The organism is Acinetobacter legionensis (genome assembly GCF_048552295.1).
GTDB lineage: Bacteria > Pseudomonadota > Gammaproteobacteria > Pseudomonadales > Moraxellaceae > Acinetobacter.
Genome location: NZ_JBIMCW010000003.1, coordinates 171,719 through 190,975 on the forward strand (window position 1 = coordinate 171,719; position 19,257 = coordinate 190,975).

A 19,257-nucleotide genomic window follows, 5' to 3' on the forward strand; every position below is an offset into this window, starting at 1 on the left:
TGGTTTCGAAATGATGATGAGTGATTCTTCTAAAATTGATTCTGCGCCTAGCGAATCGCAAAAAAAGTGGACTGGTAATTTACATTTAGGCGCGAAAGCAGATCTAAATGTGGTGCTTAACCAACTCACTAAAGCGTTTAATGGTTCGCCTTATTTTTCACATAACAATATGCAAATGCGTGTTGTCAATGATGAGATTGAAGGCTACATCGAAATGAAACCGTATTTGATTGGCAATGTCGCATTTCAAATTTTACATGGTGGTGTGGCCGCGACATTGCTGGATAGTATTGGTGGAATTGTGGCAATGGGGGAGCTATATAAACGTGCAGAGCCAGATCAATTGCCAGACACGTTAAAGAAAGTTTCTCGTTTAGCGACAGTTGATATGCGTGTGGATTATCTTGCACCTGGGCGCGGTGAATATTTTATTGCCAAAGCTGAAACCTTGAGAATGGGGCGTAAAGGTTGCACCATGCGTATGACCATGCTCAACAATGAAGGTAAGGCGATTGCGACAGCTATTGCTTCTTATGCTTATTGATTAAGTTGAAAAGTGTACTAATCAGTACACTTTTGTATTCTTTGTGTCAATATAAGCCAGCAAAATAGATATTTTGTTGGCTTATTTTTTTTCAAAAAAATATGAATATCAATAAGATCATCCTATTTTATAAAGATAAACTATAGAGTAATATTTTTATTCTCATAATATGATTTTTACCTGTAAAATTGAGCACCACAATTTTAAGAAGTTGACTTATTCAACCATCAAGCAATGTCATATAGATATGATTAAGCAGTTTTTCAGTTTATATCTCCAAAATGCAAAGATGTTTTGACAAGTCCAAGTAAGCTAGGAACATGCGATGACTGACGCGCAAACGACGAATGCCTCTCCAAATGATGAAAATCAAGCGCAAGCGGATTTGGAAGCCAAACAAAAACGTAAAAAAATGCTGAAGATTTTTGCCATTATTGTTGTTGTAGCTGCAATTCTATATGCAATTTGGGCTTTTATTTTTGGCAATATTGTTGAAACAGACAATGCCTATGTCGGTGCTGAAACTGCTGAAATCACTTCGATGGTCAGTGGACAGGTTGCTGAGGTTTTGGTCAGTGATACTCAACAAGTGAAAAAAGGCGATGTGCTTGCAATTATTGATAATCGTGATGCAAAAATCGCTGTTGCAGAAGCTGAAGCAGCGTTGACCAAAGCCAAGCGTCAATATACGCAAAGCTCGGCAAATAGCAGTTCATTGTCCTCACAGATTTTAGTCAGTGCAGATGATATTAACAGTGCTAAAGCACAAGTGGCGCAAGCTGATGTGGCGTATCAACAAGCACAACAAGAGTTTGCACGCCGTCAGCAGTTAAGCGCGACAGGTGCAATTTCTAAAGAAGAATTTAGCAAAGCACAAAGTGCTTTAAACAATGCCAAAGCAAATGTCGATGTGGCAAAAGCAGCATTGGCGCAAACGGAATCTAAACGTAAAGCTGCACAAAGTAATTTAGATGCCAATGAAGCTTTAATTCGGGGTACCTCACAAAGTTCAACCCCTGATGTATTGGTGGCTCAAGCCAAACTTGATCAAGCACTTTTAGATTTACAACGTACAGAAATTAAAGCGCCGTTAGATGGTGTGATTGCCCGCCGTAGTATTCAAGTCGGTCAGCGTATTGCACCAGGGACAAGTCTGATGAAAGTGGTTCCTTTGGCTGAACTTTATGTGGATGCAAACTTTAAAGAAAGTCAGTTGCAAAACGTGAAAGTTGGTCAGAAGGCAACCCTCACTTCAGACCTCTATGGGAAGAAAGTAGAGTATCACGGTACGGTGATCGGCTTTTCTGGTGGTACAGGTTCAGCATTTGCGTTGATTCCTGCACAAAATGCGACAGGTAACTGGATTAAAGTGGTTCAACGTCTACCTGTACGTATCAAACTCGATCCTAAAGAGTTGGCTGAGCATCCATTACGTGTGGGTTTATCCATGAATGCTGAGGTTGATACCTCTTCAGCGAAGTAATCACTTATGAATACAGCAACGTTTCAAAGTGAGCTTAAAGGTGGGCGTTTACTTCTTGCCGCCTTCTTTTTAGCACTTGCCAATTTTATGGTCGTACTGGATATGACCATTGCCAATGTTTCTGTGCCTCATATTACTGGAAGTTTAGCAGTATCAAGTTCTCAAGGGACTTGGGTGATTACTTCCTATGCTGTTGCTGAAGCCATCTGTGTACCTTTAACGGGGTGGCTCGCAGGACGTTTTGGTGCTGTTCGGGTATTTACCATCAGTCTGATTGGCTTTACCACATTTTCAATTCTTTGTGGCTTATCCAATAGCTTGGCGATGTTAGTGATCTGCCGGATCGGACAGGGTTTATTTGGTGGTCCAATCATGCCACTCAGTCAAACTTTGTTGATGCGTATTTTCCCACCCGAAAAGCATTCTCAAGCAATGGGGATGTGGGCAATGACGACCGTTGTTGGACCGATTCTAGGTCCTATTTTAGGCGGTACGATCAGTGATAACTGGTCATGGCATTGGATTTTCTTTATCAATATTCCAGTGGGTGTGATCTGTGCTGTTGGGGTGATGCGTCTATTAAAAGTTGCTGAAACACCGATTGCTAAACTTCCGATTGATACCATTGGCTTAACGCTACTGATCATTTGGATTGGCGCATTACAGTTAATGCTCGATTTGGGGCATGAGCGGGATTGGTTTAATAACAGCTTTATTTGTATTTTGGCTGTGATTTTGGTAGTTGGATTTATCGCCTTTTTCATCTGGGAATATTATGAAAAACATCCTATCGTCAATATACAAATTTTCCGATACCGTGGTTTTACTATAGCAACAATCTCATTGGCTTTTGCCTTTGCAGCATTCTTTGGCAGTATTGTGCTCATTCCACAATGGTTACAGATTAACTTGGGCTATACCGCATCTTGGGCAGGTTATCTGACTGCGACGATGGGCTTTGGTAGTTTGATGATGTCGCCAGTGGTTGCCAAACTTGCGACTAAATACGACCCCAGAGCCTTGTCGAGTTTTGGTCTGATGATTTTAGGTGGCGTTACATTAATGCGTTCATTTTGGACCAGTGATGCTGACTTTATGGCGCTGGCGTTACCACAGATTATTCAAGGTTTCGCGGTACCGTTCTTCTTTATCCCACTGTCTAATATTGCTTTAGGTGTGGTACGTCCAGATGAAGTGGCTTCTGCTGCAGGTTTGATGAACTTTATGCGAACTATGGCAGGGGCTATTGGTGCATCTATTGCGGTGACCATTTGGGATGATCATACCAAGCTGGCACGTAGTGAAATCGTGTCGACTATGCATGTTGAGGAAACTCAACGTAACTTGGTCAACAGTGGCTTTAGTCCTGAAATGGCTTTAGGCACCATTTCAAATTTGGTCGATAAAGAGGCTTTAACACTTTCGGTCAATCATGTATTTTTGATCTTTGCGATGATTTTTATTTTCGCAGGATTGATTATTTGGTTATGTCCAAAACCGAAAGGGAATGTCGGCGCAGGACATGCGCATTAGAACTCAAGTTGTATAGAAGCCTGCTGAAAAGTGGGCTTTTTTATCGCTGCAATTAGGATGAAGCAAGACTATTTTTTGCTATTTTATCTATTGATCAAGATCAGGGTATAATACAGCGATTGTGTACCGCGATGAGTAATATGTATGAAGCCTGAATTCCAACAAGGAAAAATTAAACAATACGATGCCGATAGAGGCTTTGGCTTTATTGGTGGACTTGAACAAGATATTTTCTTTCATATTTCGGATTTTCCGCTTGCAGAGGGTGAGCCAAAGCGAAATGAAAGAGTTAAATTTATCGTTGTTGAAAATAACGGCAAGTTAAAAGCAACCAAAATTGAACGCGTTGAAGATCAATCAGCAAAGGCCAAAAAGACCCGAATTGTTGAAAACAATAAGTCGATTACCAATAATTTGTTGTCTAATTTTAGAAAGTAATAGGTATAGATTCAGGCCATTTTATTTTTGGGTTATTGGATCGTAGTTTTTTAGATAAATCCCTTTAATTGACGGGATTTTATATGAGGGAATTGGTTTTTTAATATAAAAATATTCCTTTGTGCTGCTAAAATCGCAGTTTCCCTCTTTTTTGAAGAGGGGAATGTTGCGAATTTTATGATGGTATTGGATTCGCAATATTGCTTGCTGAAAATGAAGTGCAAGAACGGGCAATTGGAAAAGATTAAATAAATTTAAAAAGAAGAACAGCAATGAAACCTGATAACAAAAACTTAAAACAACTGTCTCGTGATCTTAGGAATAATATGACGGATGCAGAATTGTTGCTTTGGTCAAAGTTACGACGCAAGCAAATTTTAGGTTTACAGTTTTATCGTCAGAAACTGATTTTAAATTACATCGTCGATTTTACTGTCCCGCTATAAATTTGGTGATTGAATGCCATAGTGGGTAGCATTATACAGATGAGGGTTTAGAAGCTGATCGTATCCGTGATGAAGCATTGACTCAGCAAGGCTTAGTTATCTTAATATTTGATAATGGAAGAATTTTGCTGGAAATTGATAGGGTGATTTCGAAGGTTTTTGATGTGGCGAGTCAGCATTTGGAATCCCCCTAAATCTCCCTTTGATAAAGGGGGACCTGCCGTGAATTGGATGATGGTCTTCGATTCGAGCTATTCCCTCCTTCTTGAACTTCGTTTTAAAGTAATACTTTAAACTTGTTCAGAGACGAGCTTTCACGTAATTCAATCGAGACGTGCAGTTCCCCTCTTTGAAAAGAGGGGTTAGGGGAGATTTAAATAAATCTAAGCAATCGAATCATCCAAATTCGGTGCTAACCAACGTTTGGCTTCATCCAAAGTCCAATTCTTACGCTTTGCATAATCTTCTAGCTGATCCAACGCAATTTTACCCACGTTAAAGTATTCAGACTGTGGGTTGGCATAGTAGAAACCACTGACACTTGATGGTGGCCACATTGCAAAACTGCTGGTCAATTGCGTACCAATCTTATCCGTGGTGCCTAACCAATCAAACAAAGATGCTTTTTCAGAATGCTCAGGACAAGCTGGGTAGCCCGGTGCAGGGCGAATACCGACATACTTTTCTTTAATTAATTCTTCATTCGACAGTTGCTCATCGGCTTGATAGCCCCAGAACTCTTTACGAATACGCTCATGCAAATGTTCAGCAAATGCTTCAGCAAAACGGTCACCTAAGGACTGAGCAAGAATGGCAGAATAATCATCACCTTTGGCTTTGTACTCATGCGCCATTTCTTCCGCACCAAAAATTGAAACGGTAAAACCACCCAAGTAGTCTTCGGCTTGTGCTTTGGTTGCAACAAAATCAGCCAAAGACAAATTAGGTTTACCTGTAACTTTATCTGATTGCTGACGAATATGATGGAAGGTATGGGTTACAGATTGACCATCTTCATTAAAGACCTCAACAGAGTCTGCGGCTGAACGGTTTGCAGGATAAATCCCAAAAACGGCACGCGCATCGAAACGCTTATTGTCAATAATGTCTTTGAGCATCGCTTGAGCTTGATTATACAAATCAGTCGCAGCTTCACCGACCACGTCATCTTGTAAAATTTTCGGGAATTTACCCGCCAAACTCCAAGAAATAAAGAATGGCGTCCAGTCAAAATATTCTACTAACGTATCAAGAGGGTAATGGGTTAAGGTTTGCAAACCAATAAAGTTAGGTTTTACTGGTGGATTGGCGGAAAAGTCAATTTTTAGACCATTTTCAATGGATTCTGTATACGACAATTTAGCTGCTTTTGGTTGCTTATTGGCAATACGTTCACGTACTTTTTCATATTCAGCACGATGTTCATCCACAAATTTAGGCTTCATTTCGGGAGACAACAGGGTGGTTGCAACACCCACCGCACGAGAAGCATCGGCAACATAGATCACTGCATCATTTGAGTATTGAGGATCAATTTTTACTGCAGTGTGTGCTTTCGATGTAGTTGCGCCACCAATCAACAGTGGAATTTTAAAACCCTTGCGCTGCATTTCTTTTGCAACAAACACCATTTCATCAAGCGATGGGGTAATCAAACCTGATAAGCCGATAATATCGACTTTTTCATCAATTGCAGTCTGTAAAATTTTCTCGCAAGACACCATGACACCAAGGTCAACAATGTCATAACCATTACACCCCAGTACAACACCGACAATGTTTTTACCAATATCGTGTACATCGCCTTTTACAGTCGCCATCAACACTTTACCTTTGGATTGGCTGCCTGTTTTTTCGGCTTCAATGTACGGGTTTAACCATGCTACGGCTTGTTTCATTACCCGTGCAGATTTAACCACTTGAGGTAAGAACATTTTACCTGAGCCGAATAAGTCACCGACCACATTCATACCGTCCATCAATGGACCTTCAATCACATCAAGTGGACGTTTGGACTTTAAGCGGGCTTCTTCAGTATCTTCATCGATAAAGCTGGTAATCCCTTTGACCAATGCATATTCAAGACGCTTTTCAACAGGTTCATTACGCCATTCAAGGTTTTCAACCTGTTTTTGGGCAGCACTTTGACCACGGTACTGTTCAGCAACTTCAAGCAATTTTTCTGTTGCATCTTGACCGCTGTCACCTTGATTCTGGTTGAGAATGACATCTTCAACAGCGGCTTTCAGCTCCTTAGGAATATCATCATAGATGGCCATTTGACCCGCATTGACAATTCCCATGGTCATGCCTTGTTTGATGGCATAGTAAAGGAATACAGAGTGAATGGCTTCACGAACAGGTTCATTGCCACGGAAAGAGAACGACACGTTAGACACACCACCAGAAATCATGGCATGTGGTAAGTTTTGTTTAATCCAGCCGGTTGCTTCAATAAAGTCCACAGCATAGTTATTGTGTTCTTCAATCCCCGTTGCAACAGCAAAAACGTTCGGATCAAAAATAATGTCTTCCGCAGGAAAACCAACTTCATTGACCAACACATCATAAGAGCGCTTACAGATTTCACGTTTACGTGCGGCAGTATCTGCCTGACCTGTTTCATCAAATGCCATCACAATGACAGCTGCACCATATTGGCGACACAAACGTGCTTTATGGACAAACTCATCATAACCTTCTTTTAAGGAAATGGAGTTAACAACAGGTTTACCTTGTACACATTTTAGACCTGCTTCAATGATTTCCCATTTAGAGGAGTCAATCATGATTGGTACTTTAGAGATTTCAGGCTCAGATGCAACCAGATTTAAGAAATGTACCATCGCGTTTTGCGAATCGAGCATTCCTTCATCCATATTGATGTCAATGATTTGTGCGCCTGAAACTACTTGTTGTAATGCAACATCGAGTGCTTCTGCAAAGTTTTCTTCACGGATTAAACGGAGGAATTTTTTAGAACCAGTGACATTGGTACGTTCACCAACATTGACAAACAATGAGTCGTCATAAATATTAAATGGCTCTAAACCACTGAGGCGACATGCAGGTTTGATGTCTGGAATTTTACGCGGTGGGATGTCTTTGACCGCATTATAAATGGCACGAATATGGTCAGGTGTGGTACCACAACATCCACCAGTGATATTGATTAAGCCACTTTCAGCAAATTCTTTTAAGAAGGCTGCTGTTTCTTCTGGTGTTTCATCATAGCCACCAAATGCGTTTGGTAAGCCAGCGTTTGGATGCGCTGAAACAAAAACATCCGCAACATCTGATACAGTTTTGACATGTGGACGCATGGCATCTGCACCTAAGGCGCAGTTAAATCCAATTGACAATAAATCGCCGTGACGAACAGAGTTCCAAAATGCTTCTGCAGTTTGTCCTGTTAAGGTACGACCAGAAGCATCCGTAATTGTGCCTGAAATCATCAGCGGTAATTCACGGCCAAGTTGTTTAAAGACTTCTTTTACCGCAAAAATTGCTGCTTTACAGTTTAAAGTATCAAACACAGTTTCAATAAGAAGGATGTCTGCACCACCTTCAATTAAAGCATGTGTGGCTTCAATATAATTTTCTTTGAGTTCATCAAAGGTAATGTTGCGAAACGCTGGATCATTCACATTCGGTGAGATCGAGCAGGTACGTGATGTAGGCCCCAATACTCCAGCAACAAAACGTGGTTTGTCAGGGGTTGAGTATTTTTCACAAGCAGCTTTGGCAAGTCGGGCTGCTTCAAAGTTGATCTCATGGACTAAATCTTCCATGTGATAGTCAGACATTGAAACACGTGTACCGTTAAAGCTATTGGTTTCAATAATGTCAGCACCAGCATCTAGGTAAGCTTCATGGATGCCTTGAATAATTTGGGGTTGAGTTAACACTAAAAGGTCATTGTTACCTTTTAAGTCAGATGCCCAATCAGCAAAACGCTCACCACGATAATCAGCTTCTTCCAGTTTATGGCGTTGGATCATAGTTCCCATCGCACCATCAATAATTAGGATGCGTTGGGCAAGAAGCTCTTTTAACGTGGTAAGCGTGGACATTAAAACTCTCAATAAAATCGGATTTTAAAAATAGCCGATATGTTATCAGAATGTAGACTTTCAAGGTACCAGTCTTGATGTACTTCCTGATTATAGATTTTTGATCTGTAAAATTATAAAAAATCATTGGGTTAGGTTTTTTTTTGATCTTTTTATATCATTGGTATTTACAATATACTAGGTTTTGTTCGTAATCATTTTATGTATCGATTGAAAAGTAAATGATTGATCGGCGTGTTAGCGCAAGGTTTTTAAAATGTGTGGGATATTGTTCAGATGATCTATTTATTGGTCTGGCACATTTAATTTAAGACGATTCGTTGAAGATATAGGATACTTTTTTAGTGTAGGGCAATTGTTGGCGTTAAACTTGCTTGGATTAGGTAAGCGGGATTTATTGGAACATATGTAAAAATAAAGTTAAAAGTATGTTTGTTTTTTCATCAATTTGTCATAAATTTCATGAAAAATAGCAATACCAAATGATAAATAGTTCAAATTGATCTGAAATATTACAAATATTATTTCAGATTAAAATAAAATATTTTGCTCAAGTTATATTGGTTTTATTGGTTTAAGATACTAATTATAAATAATAAAAATATTAATTTAGTCGCTTATGTAGCGAAACACTGAGGTGAAATAATTATAAATTTCACTTCATATGACCTCTATTTGTCATATAATTGTCACAATTTAATTGAACAATAAGCGCATTCTAATATTCGCTAACTTTCTGCATGAATTCGAATTTACCTCCCGTCACAGATTCTGCACAGTCACCTAAACCCGTTCAATCGACGAATGTGCACGTCCCTACACCGAAATTTTTTATGCCGGTGTTTCTGACGATTATCATTGCTACCTTAATCTACATTGGGGTGCAAGTTAGTGCAGATTTAGCACATGTTCCACCGTTAAGCCTCTATTCAGTGATTCTTTTAGCGACAGCGTTGTTTATCGCTTTGGGTTTTGAGTTTGTAAATGGTTTTCATGATACAGCCAATGCTGTAGCAACCGTGATTTATACCAATGCATTGCCTGCGCCTGTAGCAGTCATGTGGGCAGGCTTTTGTAACTTCCTTGGGGTAATGGTTGCCAGTGGTGCAGTTGCGTATGGAATTATTGCATTGCTTCCTGTTGAACTGATCATGAATGTAGGCAGTGGCGCTGGTTTTGCTATGGTTTTTGCCATGCTAATTGCGGCGATTCTGTGGAATTTAGGCACTTGGTTCTTAGGTATTCCAGCATCAAGCTCTCACACCTTGATTGGCTCAATTTTGGGTGTAGGCATCATGAACTACATTTTGCATGCTTCAACGGGTGCAAGTGGTGTAGACATGGATCAAGTGCTTAAAGTGGGTAAAGCATTACTGTTTTCTCCTTTGATTGGTTTTGCATTTGCAGCAATTGTATTTTTGATTGTTAAAAAAATATTTAAAAAGCAACTTGAGTTGTTCCAACCCCCTGAAGGCAATAAACCACCACCACCATTGATTCGTGCGGTTCTGATTTTCACCTGTACAGGTGTGAGCTTTGCACATGGTTCAAATGATGGTCAAAAAGGTATGGGGTTAATCATGTTGATTTTGATTGGTATTGTGCCTTTGGCTTATTCGTTGAATAGAGGATTAGACCAACAGCATTTACAGTCATTCTCACAATTGTCTGGTCAAACTGCGACGGCAATTTATGCACAGCATGCCGATATTCCAGATGAACAAGCGCGTGTAACCATCACTAAATTTATCCAAACCAAAGAAATGAATCCTGAAGTTGTTCCAGCATTGGCCAGTTTGACTGATCATTTGGGCGAGCGTGTTGGTAAATTTGGTGATCTCAAAGATATTCCAGAAGCTGAAGTATCTTCATTACGTAATGATATGTACTTAAGCACCACGGCTTTTAAACGCTTGGATAAAGCAGATCAACTTCCAAAAATGGATGAAGCTCAAGGCAAAGTGGTAAAAGAGTATCGCAAAAACTTAGATTCTTTCCTCCAATATATTCCAAACTGGGTAAAAGTTGCTGTGGCATTGGCACTGGGTTTAGGAACAATGGTGGGATGGAAACGTATTGTGGTTACTGTGGGCGAGCGTATTGGTAAACATCATATGACCTACGGTCAAGGGATGTCTGCTGAGCTTGTGGCAATGTCGACAATCGCTGCTGCAGATGGCTTTGGTTTACCCGTTTCAACGACTCATGTACTCAACAGTGCGGTTGCAGGAACCATGGTCGCCAATAAAACTGGATTGAATTTTGCAACAGTCAAAACGATTCTTTCTGCATGGATTTTTACCTTACCTGCAACGATTTGTTTATCAGGTGGTTTATTCTGGCTATTTTTAAAAGTATTTTAATTTAAAAGTTAGAGATGGCGATTGTTTTTAAAAACTGAATGATCGTTATTATCTGAATTTAAAAGAAAAAGAGTGCACTTTGGTGCACTCTTTTTCTTTTGGATAATGGAATTTTAAAATATGAATAACACAATTTCACCATTGAAAAAAACTTATAAAAAAATTAAGGTGTGTTTGTAAATCAAACTTGAGAACAATGAGCATGTATTTAAGAAAATCACTTTGTGCTGCTGTATTACTTGGAATGTCTTTACCTGTATTTGCACAGGGAATCGTATTAAATAATGAAGATCTTCGCACAGATTTGAACTGGTTAAATCAACAAGGTGTGATACAAATCAGTACATCGACTTGGCCGATGAGTGGGGATGAAATTCAACGTGCCTTATCTCAAGCAAAAGTTTTAAACAATACTCAACAAAAAGTTATTGATTCAATTCAAAATGCCTTAAAAGCAGATAATCAAACTGCAAAATTAGGTTTATTTGCCGAAACTGATCAAAAAAATATTCCTCAAGCTTTTGGGGATAGTGCAAAAGCACAATATGTGGGTTCATTAGAATTCAATGCGGGTGGCGAGAATTGGGATGCAAAGCTTCGTGTCAATGGTGAAAAAGATCCGCAAATTGACAATGGTCAAGATGTCAATGTGGAAGGTTCATATATTGCTGGGAAGTTATGGAATCAATGGGTTATTGCGGGTCAAATCCCAACATATTGGGGGCCGGGACATGATGGTAGTTTGATTCGTGGTGATGCCAGCCGTCCTGTGTATGGCTTTACTGTACAGCGTGCTGAACAAAAGGCTTTTGAATCTAAATGGTTGTCTTGGATTGGTCCTTGGCAATATCAAGCATTTGCTGGACAGTTAAATGATTATACGGCTGTACCTGATGCACGTTTAATGGGATTGCGCTTAACTGCTCAACCTTTACCTTATTTGGAAATCGGTGCATCACGCGCTTTCCAAATTGATGGAGAGGGTCAACCAGGAAGTGCAAAAGCTTATTGGAATGCTTTTATTGGAAAAGACAATGAGTGTGCAGATAGCACTTGTACGGGGGTGGGTAATCCATCCAATCAGCTTGCTGGATTTGATGCGCGTTTAAATCTTCAGTCTTTGCTGAATGTTCCTATGAGTTTTTATGGGCAATATATTGGTGAAGATGAAGCGGGTCTATTACCATCTAAAAAAATGTATTTAGCTGGTGCTGACTATTCATCAAGCTTTAAAAATTTACCATATCAGCTTTATGTTGAATGGGCGAATACAGAAACAAATGGTGATCCATTAGGTGTTTCTTATAGTCACCATGTCTATAAAGATGGTTATTACCAACAAGGTTTCCCATTGGGACATGCAATGGGTGGTGATGGTGAAATGATTTCTGTCGGTGGTGATATTCGTTTTGATGTGATGAATCGTTTATCTGGTCGTGCACTGTATGCCAAAGTTAACCAATCTGCTGCTCTCTTTGGTGATAAGCAAATCAACTTAGCCTTCCCAGAAAAAGACAAAATTAAAGCATTAGATTTAACTTGGACACATTATATTAAACCGACCATGCCATTAAAAATTAATGGTTGGGTCAGTGATTCTGATCTACATGGCAATGATGCAGGTGCTTCTGTAGGAATCGAAATTCCTTTAGATAAAGCATTATTCGGCCATTAAGACCTGAGTTATCGGCTGTATATATCTAATTTTAAGCATATACAGTTTGATAAGTTGGGACTAAGCTAAAATCGCTTCTTTAAATTCTAGAAGCGATTTTTAGTTTTTGATTGTTGATTGAATTATTTGCTACACAGATCTTTAATATTTTTAAAGGCTGACTTGAAAAAGGTGAGCCTTTTTTATGTTTAGGCTTGATCTTTTTCAAGCGTGAGCATTTGACGGTCATTATTAAATGAATTACATCTATTAGGGTCTGTTGACATTTCATAAATGGCTTGCGTTGTAGGTTAAAATTGAGCAGGCAAGGCATGAAACGAAGAGAATAGCGAGACTATTTACGAGTTTCATAACGCAGACTGAGATAATTTTAGCCACAACCCTGAGCAAGAACAAAGCACTGCTTTGTTTGCAGCGCAAGGCGCAGCGGGGGGACTAGAGTGTTTTTTGCTGCTACATCGTTACGAACTATTTATTTAGAATGACTAAATTTCATATTTCGTGCCTTGTATCATCTAAAAATCACTCGTAGTCGCAAACGTAGACGAATTGTCAACAGACCCTAGTTATGTTAATACCTTTTTATATTGGATAAATCCTGTTTTACTCGCAATACGATCATAAAGGTGTTGGGCGCTAATATTGTATTCTTGAGTGAGCCAATAAACACGGTCAAACTTTGTTGCGCAGACCAGATAACAATGCTCAATTAATTGTCGTGCTAAACCTCGATTCCTAAAAGCTTCATCCACAAATAAATCTTGTAGATAACAATAGGGTAAATCTGTCCACATGCTCATATGTGCAATCAAATGTACAAAGCCAACTACTTGACCATTTACGTTGATGGCAAAACCAAACATATCAGCTTGTTCAGGATTTGTGATTCGCTTCCAAGATAATCTTATTTGTTCATCACTGAGTTGTGATTTATAAAATGTTAAATAGCCGCGCCAAAGTGGAAGCCATTGCTCAAAATCAATTTGTTCTAGTGCAATAATTTGTGTGGTCATGCCGATCTCTTGTTGTTGCTTATGATGTTTTTATATATGAATATAAAAAAACAAGCAAAAGGGTTGAGGTGTAAATCACTATAATGAATATAAATTTTAATATGTGTAATAAGTACACGTTTTTGTGAGCTGGTGCTGTCAATGCCTATATCTGAGGAAAGTCTTACTCATCTAAAACAGCTTGAAGCTGAGAGTATTCATATCATCCGTGAAGTTGCTGCTGAGTTTGAAAATCCAGTGATGCTTTACTCAATCGGGAAAGACTCAGCTGTCATGCTGCATCTTGCTTTAAAAGCATTTTATCCTGCTAAACTTCCTTTCCCACTGTTGCATGTTGACACAGGCTGGAAATTTAAGGATATGATTAAATTCCGTGACAACATGGCAAAAGAACACGGTTTTGATCTGATCGTGCATCAAAACAAAGAAGGTAAAGATGCAGGCGTAAATCCATTTGATTATGGTAGTTCAAAATATACCGATATTATGAAAACCCAAGGCTTAAAACAGGCTTTGGATAAGTATCAGTTTGATGCTGCATTTGGTGGTGCACGCCGTGATGAAGAAAAGTCACGTGCAAAAGAACGTGTTTATTCTTTTCGTGATTCTAAGCACCGTTGGGATCCTAAAAACCAACGTCCAGAGCTTTGGAATCTTTATAACGGTAAAGTCAATAAAGGCGAGAGTATCCGTGTATTCCCATTGTCAAACTGGACTGAGTTAGACATTTGGCAATATATCTACCAAGAAAGTATTCCTTTGGTGCCTTTGTATTTAGCAGCTGAACGTCCAGTTGTTGAACGTAGTGGTACGTTGATCATGGTGGATGATGAACGTATGCGTTTAAAAGAAGGTGAAGTTCCACAAATGAAATCGGTACGTTTCCGTACTTTGGGCTGTTACCCGTTGACAGGTGCGGTTGAATCAACGGCAACGACACTGCCTGAAATTATCCAAGAAATGCTTTTAGCCACAAGCTCTGAACGTCAAGGTCGTATGATTGACCATGATGAAGCGGGTTCGATGGAAAAGAAAAAGCAAGAAGGCTATTTCTAAGGATTTTTTATATGAATCCCCCCTAATCCCTCTTTATAAAAGAGGAGGGAACTCCAGCAACAAAATGGAGGAAAGTCCTCTGCTATCAAAGGAGCTTTTAGGAGGATTTAAAGATATAGCAAGAGATTTCAAAATATTGTGGAGCTTTGAGCAATGTCTCATCAATCAGAATTAATTAGTCAAGATATCTTGGCATATTTAAAACAGCATGAAAATAAAGACCTATTACGTTTTTTGACATGCGGTAATGTGGATGATGGTAAATCAACGTTAATTGGTCGTTTACTTTACGATTCAAAATTGATTTACGAAGATCAATTACAAGCAGTCACCCGTGATTCGAAAAAAGTGGGTACAACAGGTGATGCACCTGACTTGGCCTTGCTTGTCGATGGTTTACAAGCTGAACGTGAGCAAGGTATTACCATTGATGTGGCATACCGTTATTTTTCTACTGAAAAGCGTAAGTTCATTATTGCTGATACACCAGGACATGAACAATATACCCGTAACATGGCCACAGGTGCATCTACCGCAGATCTTGCAATCATCTTGATTGATGCCCGTTATGGCGTACAAACGCAAACTCGTCGTCATACTTTTATTGCGAGCCTATTAGGTATTCGTAATATTGTGGTTGCGATTAACAAAATGGACTTGGTTGAATTCTCTGAAGAACGTTTCAATGAAATTCAAGTTGAGTACAATAATTTTGTCAATCAATTGGGTGAGCGTAAACCTGCCAATATCATCTTCTCGCCAATTTCTGCATTGAATGGCGATAACGTTGTAAATAAATCCGCAAATACGCCGTGGTATCAGGGTAAAACCTTGATGGAAACATTGGAAACTGTTGAAATTACACATGATGTAAGCAAACATGAGTTCCGTTTTCCAGTGCAATATGTGAACCGTCCTAACCTCGATTTTCGCGGTTTCTGCGGTACAATTGCTTTAGGTGAAGTGAAAGTTGGCGATGAAATTGTGGCTTTACCTTCGGGCAAGAAATCAACAGTGAAAGAAATAGTCACTTTTGATGGTAACTTAGCGCATGCTATAGCAGGTCAGGCTGTAACTCTAACGTTAAATGATGAAATTGATATTTCGCGTGGTAATGTCTTGGTCAAAGCAGGTGAGCAACCGCTCATTTCACGTTCTGCTCGTGCGACAGTCGTATGGATGACTGATCAGCCATTAGTGTTGGGCAAACTTTATAATGTGAAGTTTGGTACACAAACCATTCCGGCTAAGGTTGCGAAGATTAACTATCGTACCAATGTCAACACATTGGAAAAAATGCAAGTTGAACAGCTTGATTTAAATGCCATTGCAGATGTAACGATTGAGTTTGATGCACCAGTGGTATTTGACCGTTATCATGACAGTCGTTATACGGGTTCTTTTATCTTCATTGACCGTTTAAGTAATGTGACTGTTGGTGCGGGTATGGTTGAAGCTGCGGTTGAATGGACTGCACACAATGAACCTGTCACTGCTGAAGCACGTGCTGCACGTTTAGGTCAAAAACCTGCTGTGGTTGCTGTATCTGCTCAAGTACTTGAACATTCGCAAGCTCTTGAAAGCTTGCTGATTCAACAAGGTGTTGTTGCGATTGCAAAAGCAGGTTTATCAAGCGATCAAGTTGCATTGCTTCGTCAAACTGGTGTTGTGGTGGTGACGAATGTTGAACAAGGTGCTGATGTAGTATTTACTCAAGAAGCAGTTGAAGAATTGGCTGAAAAAATTGTGGAATTGGTTCGTCTTTAACAGATTGGATTGATTGAGAGAAACCCACCATAAGGTGGGTTTTTCATGCAAAAAATTTAATATATATAAGATAATACTAATCAACATTATATAGATTAAAGCATTTTGAATTTTGCGTTATTTAATACTTAGAGCGTGTGTTTTGCTATAAATAAAGGGATTTTTAAATTACTATTCTCAGCAACAGTCGATGAGTACTTTTTGCAACGCTCAGCTAAATTTATTTAAAACTAATGAGCGGCACGGCTGTGTAAGCTGTAAGATAAGAAGAATTAACATTTATGGAATGTGATCAAAACAGACTTACAACAGCACAAGTAATAAAATTTAGTTTTAAATCAAGTTAAGATTTAATAGTAGGTCATGTAATGAAAATATTTTTCCTGATAGGAATGACAAGCGTGTTGACAGCATGTGCTTCAAACCCACCGAAGAAAATACCTGAGCCGACCAAAGAATGCCATAATTATCATGCAATGATGACGGCACCTATGGATCCGATGGCAATGCAACGTTTAAAACAAACTTGTGAAGAGTCCGAACAACAAAAATAATTTAATGATCAATCATGTGCCGATCATTATAAAAAATGCGCTAATTCTATAGGCTTAGCGCATTTAATTTTTATATAGTTGCGAATATTATAGTTAAAAAGCATGTTGCGTTTTTAAAGTCAAATACGCTCGTAAATCTTTTGGATAGTCTTGAATTAGTGCTAAAAACAGCGCTTGATTACCTTGATATAAAGCACGAGTGGCTTCCTCATAATTTGGCATATTGCCTGACATTGCTGACATAAAACGATCAGTTGCCTGTTTTGCCAACATTTTATTGCTTGCTGAATTAGGGTTATTTAACTCTTGGTCAATCAATTTTCGAATCACAGCAGATGCACTAGAACTTTGTTGATCTAACCAATCCCAATGCTTTTGCTGCAAAGTGATTTCACGAGAAATCACCCCTAATTTAGGACGGCCAACTTTTTTAACCGCTTCAGGTTTAGCATAACGTTGTTGAATATCTACTGTAGATCCGATGGTATTAACATCAATGGCTTGGCCCGTTTGATCATTAAAAATCAACACAGGTGTGGAGGTGTTTTGTTGAGTCTTAATGGTTAATGCTACGTTTAACAAAGAATCAGTGATTAAACGCTCATTGCCAACAAAGGCAGAGTAGGTGTTTTCAGTATTCATTTTAAAACCTTTGAATATTTTTATCAGGGTAAAACTAATTCGTGTTTGAATATTATCAGGGTAAAATTAAATTAGCAAACAAAAAATGATCAATATAGTTTTTTGATGCCAAAAAACGGTAATAAAAAAGCATGTAAATCTTTAAGAATTAAATGCTTAATTGTCAAAAATATAACGATTAAAAGCGATAACCTATTTTTAAATCATAAGTGAGCGCATGGTGATCTGTAATTAACAACATAGTTTGTTTTTTTCATCTTTGTTTTTATGTCTTTATCCGTTTGGTGCCATTTGTATAAATATTTGAAAATTATATTTTTGTAAGGATACCCACGATATTTTGTAGACATTGGTGGTGAAATATTTGCACATGCACTGGTTTATGTTCAAATACAGAAAACATGAAAAGTAATGAATGGAATAGGAAAGAAATTATGTCTACAAATAATATGCAACAGGTCATTATTACAGAACCTGGTGGTATAGAAAAACTGGCTTATGAAACGGTAGAAATTCCTCAACCCAAAGTAGATGAAGTTTTGATTAAAGTCCATGCATTTGGGATTAATCGCCCCGATATTTTACAGCGTCAAGGCTTATATCCTATGCCAAAAGGGGTGACACCTGTTCCTGGTTTGGAAGTTGCTGGAGAAGTGATTGCAGTGGGCGAAGATGTTACTTTATTTACTGTGGGCGATAAAATTTGTGGATTAACCAATGGTGGTGGCTACGCAGAATATTGTGTCGTGCCAGAATCTCAAACCATTCATATTCCTGAAGCTGTAAGTTTTGTTCAAGCTGCAGCAATACCTGAAACTTTCTTTACGGTATGGGCCAATGTTTTTCAAATGGCACATGCCAAAGCAGGTGAAACACTATTGGTACATGGTGGTACAAGTGGTATTGGTACAACCGCATTAATGTTAGCGCAATCATTCGGTTTGAAAAGCTTTGCAACTGTAGGTTCAGATGAGAAAGTTCAAGCTATTCGCAATTTGACTGATGCAATTAATTATAAAACTCAGGACTTTGAACAGGTCATTACTGAAAAGACCCAAAATGAGGGTGTTGATATTATTCTTGACATGGTTGGGGCGCCTTATCTAGATCAAAATCTAAATCTACTCCGTAGAGATGGGCGTTTGGTCTATATCGCATTTTTGGGCGGTGCAAAGGCCAAAGAGGTAAAATTGGGACAGATTATGATGAAACGCCTCACTATTACCGGTTCAACTATGCGTGCACGTACAACTGCTGAAAAAGCTGAAATTGCCAAAGGTTTGATGCAACATGTCGTCCCATTGTGGGCAAAAGGGGAATGTTTACCAATGATTTATAAAACATTTAAGTTTGATCAAATTCAGGCTGCGCATGCATGTATGGATACAGGTGAGCATATTGGTAAAGTTGTGGTGGAAGTGATTTAAGATAAGTTTTCTATTTAACTTTGTGATTAAACTATTTCTCTAAAAGTTGATTCTCATTATTAAAGAATTAGCACTACCTCGTATTAGCTTGAAAAGTTTACATAGTTTTGCGTAGGCGATGGCTCGCTTTTCGTAGGGATTGTCAAACCTTGCGCTGCAAACAAAGCAGTGCTTTGTTTTTGCTCATGTTGAGCGAGGGGTATAGGGCGTACCCCTCGCTCAACCGCGACATCCATGTCGCTA

14 protein-coding genes and 1 pseudogene are annotated in these 19,257 nt (G+C 38.9%); 11 read left to right on the forward strand and 4 right to left on the reverse strand.

Going from position 1 to position 19,257, the window contains the following annotated elements:
- Positions 1-10: 10 nt before the first annotated feature.
- The 5 genes and pseudogenes from ACG916_RS03905 (at position 11) to ACG916_RS03925 (ending at position 4,638) form a co-directional block, all read left to right on the forward strand.
- The gene (locus ACG916_RS03905) at positions 11-544 is read left to right on the forward strand and encodes a thioesterase family protein (RefSeq protein WP_419327557.1); all 534 of its coding nucleotides are present in this window, start codon (positions 11-13) and stop codon (positions 542-544) included.
- Positions 545-869: 325 nt separating this feature from the next.
- Positions 870-2,027, forward strand: a complete 1,158-nt coding sequence (locus ACG916_RS03910) for an HlyD family secretion protein (protein WP_004819348.1) — start codon at positions 870-872, stop codon at positions 2,025-2,027.
- 6 nt (positions 2,028-2,033) lie between these two features.
- On the forward strand, positions 2,034-3,560 hold the full coding sequence (locus ACG916_RS03915) for a DHA2 family efflux MFS transporter permease subunit (protein ID WP_419327558.1): 1,527 nt from the start codon (positions 2,034-2,036) through the stop codon (positions 3,558-3,560).
- Between the two features lie 144 nt (positions 3,561-3,704).
- Entirely contained in the window at positions 3,705-3,998 is a 294-nt protein-coding gene (locus ACG916_RS03920; protein WP_004819352.1) for a cold-shock protein, read from the forward strand.
- Positions 3,999-4,270: 272 nt separating this feature from the next.
- Positions 4,271-4,638: pseudogene (locus tag ACG916_RS03925) on the forward strand (endonuclease domain-containing protein).
- 189 nt (positions 4,639-4,827) lie between these two features.
- Here the strand turns inward: ACG916_RS03925 and metH are convergent.
- Positions 4,828-8,517, reverse strand: coding sequence for a methionine synthase (gene metH / locus ACG916_RS03930; protein WP_419327559.1), 3,690 nt, complete (start codon positions 8,515-8,517; stop codon positions 4,828-4,830).
- A 740-nt stretch (positions 8,518-9,257) separates the two neighbouring features.
- Between metH and ACG916_RS03935 the strand changes: the two genes are divergently transcribed.
- Together ACG916_RS03935 and ACG916_RS03940 are read left to right on the forward strand one after the other, a co-directional pair.
- Positions 9,258-10,880 carry an inorganic phosphate transporter gene (locus tag ACG916_RS03935; protein ID WP_336952934.1) on the forward strand — a complete coding sequence of 541 codons (1,623 nt, stop codon included), beginning with the start codon at positions 9,258-9,260 and terminating at the stop codon, positions 10,878-10,880.
- A 202-nt stretch (positions 10,881-11,082) separates the two neighbouring features.
- A complete protein-coding gene (locus tag ACG916_RS03940) occupies positions 11,083-12,555 on the forward strand; it encodes a capsule assembly Wzi family protein (RefSeq protein ID WP_234622535.1) in 1,473 nt (490 codons plus the stop codon).
- Between the two features lie 566 nt (positions 12,556-13,121).
- Here the strand turns inward: ACG916_RS03940 and ACG916_RS03945 are convergent.
- Positions 13,122-13,568: a GNAT family N-acetyltransferase gene (locus tag ACG916_RS03945; protein ID WP_336952932.1), complete on the reverse strand. Its 447-nt coding sequence runs from the start codon at positions 13,566-13,568 to the stop codon at positions 13,122-13,124.
- A gap of 147 nt (positions 13,569-13,715) precedes the next feature.
- Between ACG916_RS03945 and cysD the strand changes: the two genes are divergently transcribed.
- From cysD to ACG916_RS03960, 3 genes are all read left to right on the forward strand, one after another.
- Positions 13,716-14,624 (forward strand): sulfate adenylyltransferase subunit CysD, encoded by a 909-nt coding sequence (gene cysD, locus ACG916_RS03950; RefSeq protein ID WP_419327633.1) that lies wholly within the window; start codon positions 13,716-13,718, stop codon positions 14,622-14,624.
- Between the two features lie 153 nt (positions 14,625-14,777).
- Positions 14,778-16,391 carry a sulfate adenylyltransferase subunit CysN gene (cysN, locus tag ACG916_RS03955; RefSeq protein WP_419327560.1) on the forward strand — a complete coding sequence of 538 codons (1,614 nt, stop codon included), beginning with the start codon at positions 14,778-14,780 and terminating at the stop codon, positions 16,389-16,391.
- A 401-nt stretch (positions 16,392-16,792) separates the two neighbouring features.
- Positions 16,793-16,945 (forward strand): hypothetical protein, encoded by a 153-nt coding sequence (locus tag ACG916_RS03960; protein WP_419327635.1) that lies wholly within the window; start codon positions 16,793-16,795, stop codon positions 16,943-16,945.
- A 93-nt stretch (positions 16,946-17,038) separates the two neighbouring features.
- Here ACG916_RS03960 and ACG916_RS03965 read toward each other — a convergent pair whose 3' ends face one another.
- The gene (locus ACG916_RS03965) at positions 17,039-17,587 is read right to left on the reverse strand and encodes a DUF2239 family protein (RefSeq protein ID WP_419327561.1); all 549 of its coding nucleotides are present in this window, start codon (positions 17,585-17,587) and stop codon (positions 17,039-17,041) included.
- Between the two features lie 434 nt (positions 17,588-18,021).
- Here ACG916_RS03965 and ACG916_RS03970 point away from each other — a divergent pair, with 434 nt between their 5' ends.
- Positions 18,022-19,014 (forward strand): NAD(P)H-quinone oxidoreductase, encoded by a 993-nt coding sequence (locus ACG916_RS03970; RefSeq protein WP_419327562.1) that lies wholly within the window; start codon positions 18,022-18,024, stop codon positions 19,012-19,014.
- Positions 19,015-19,097: 83 nt separating this feature from the next.
- On the opposite strand, the gene ACG916_RS03975 is transcribed toward ACG916_RS03970, so the two are convergent.
- Positions 19,098-19,250 (reverse strand): hypothetical protein, encoded by a 153-nt coding sequence (locus ACG916_RS03975; protein WP_419327563.1) that lies wholly within the window; start codon positions 19,248-19,250, stop codon positions 19,098-19,100.
- Between the last annotated feature and the right edge of the window lie 7 nt (positions 19,251-19,257).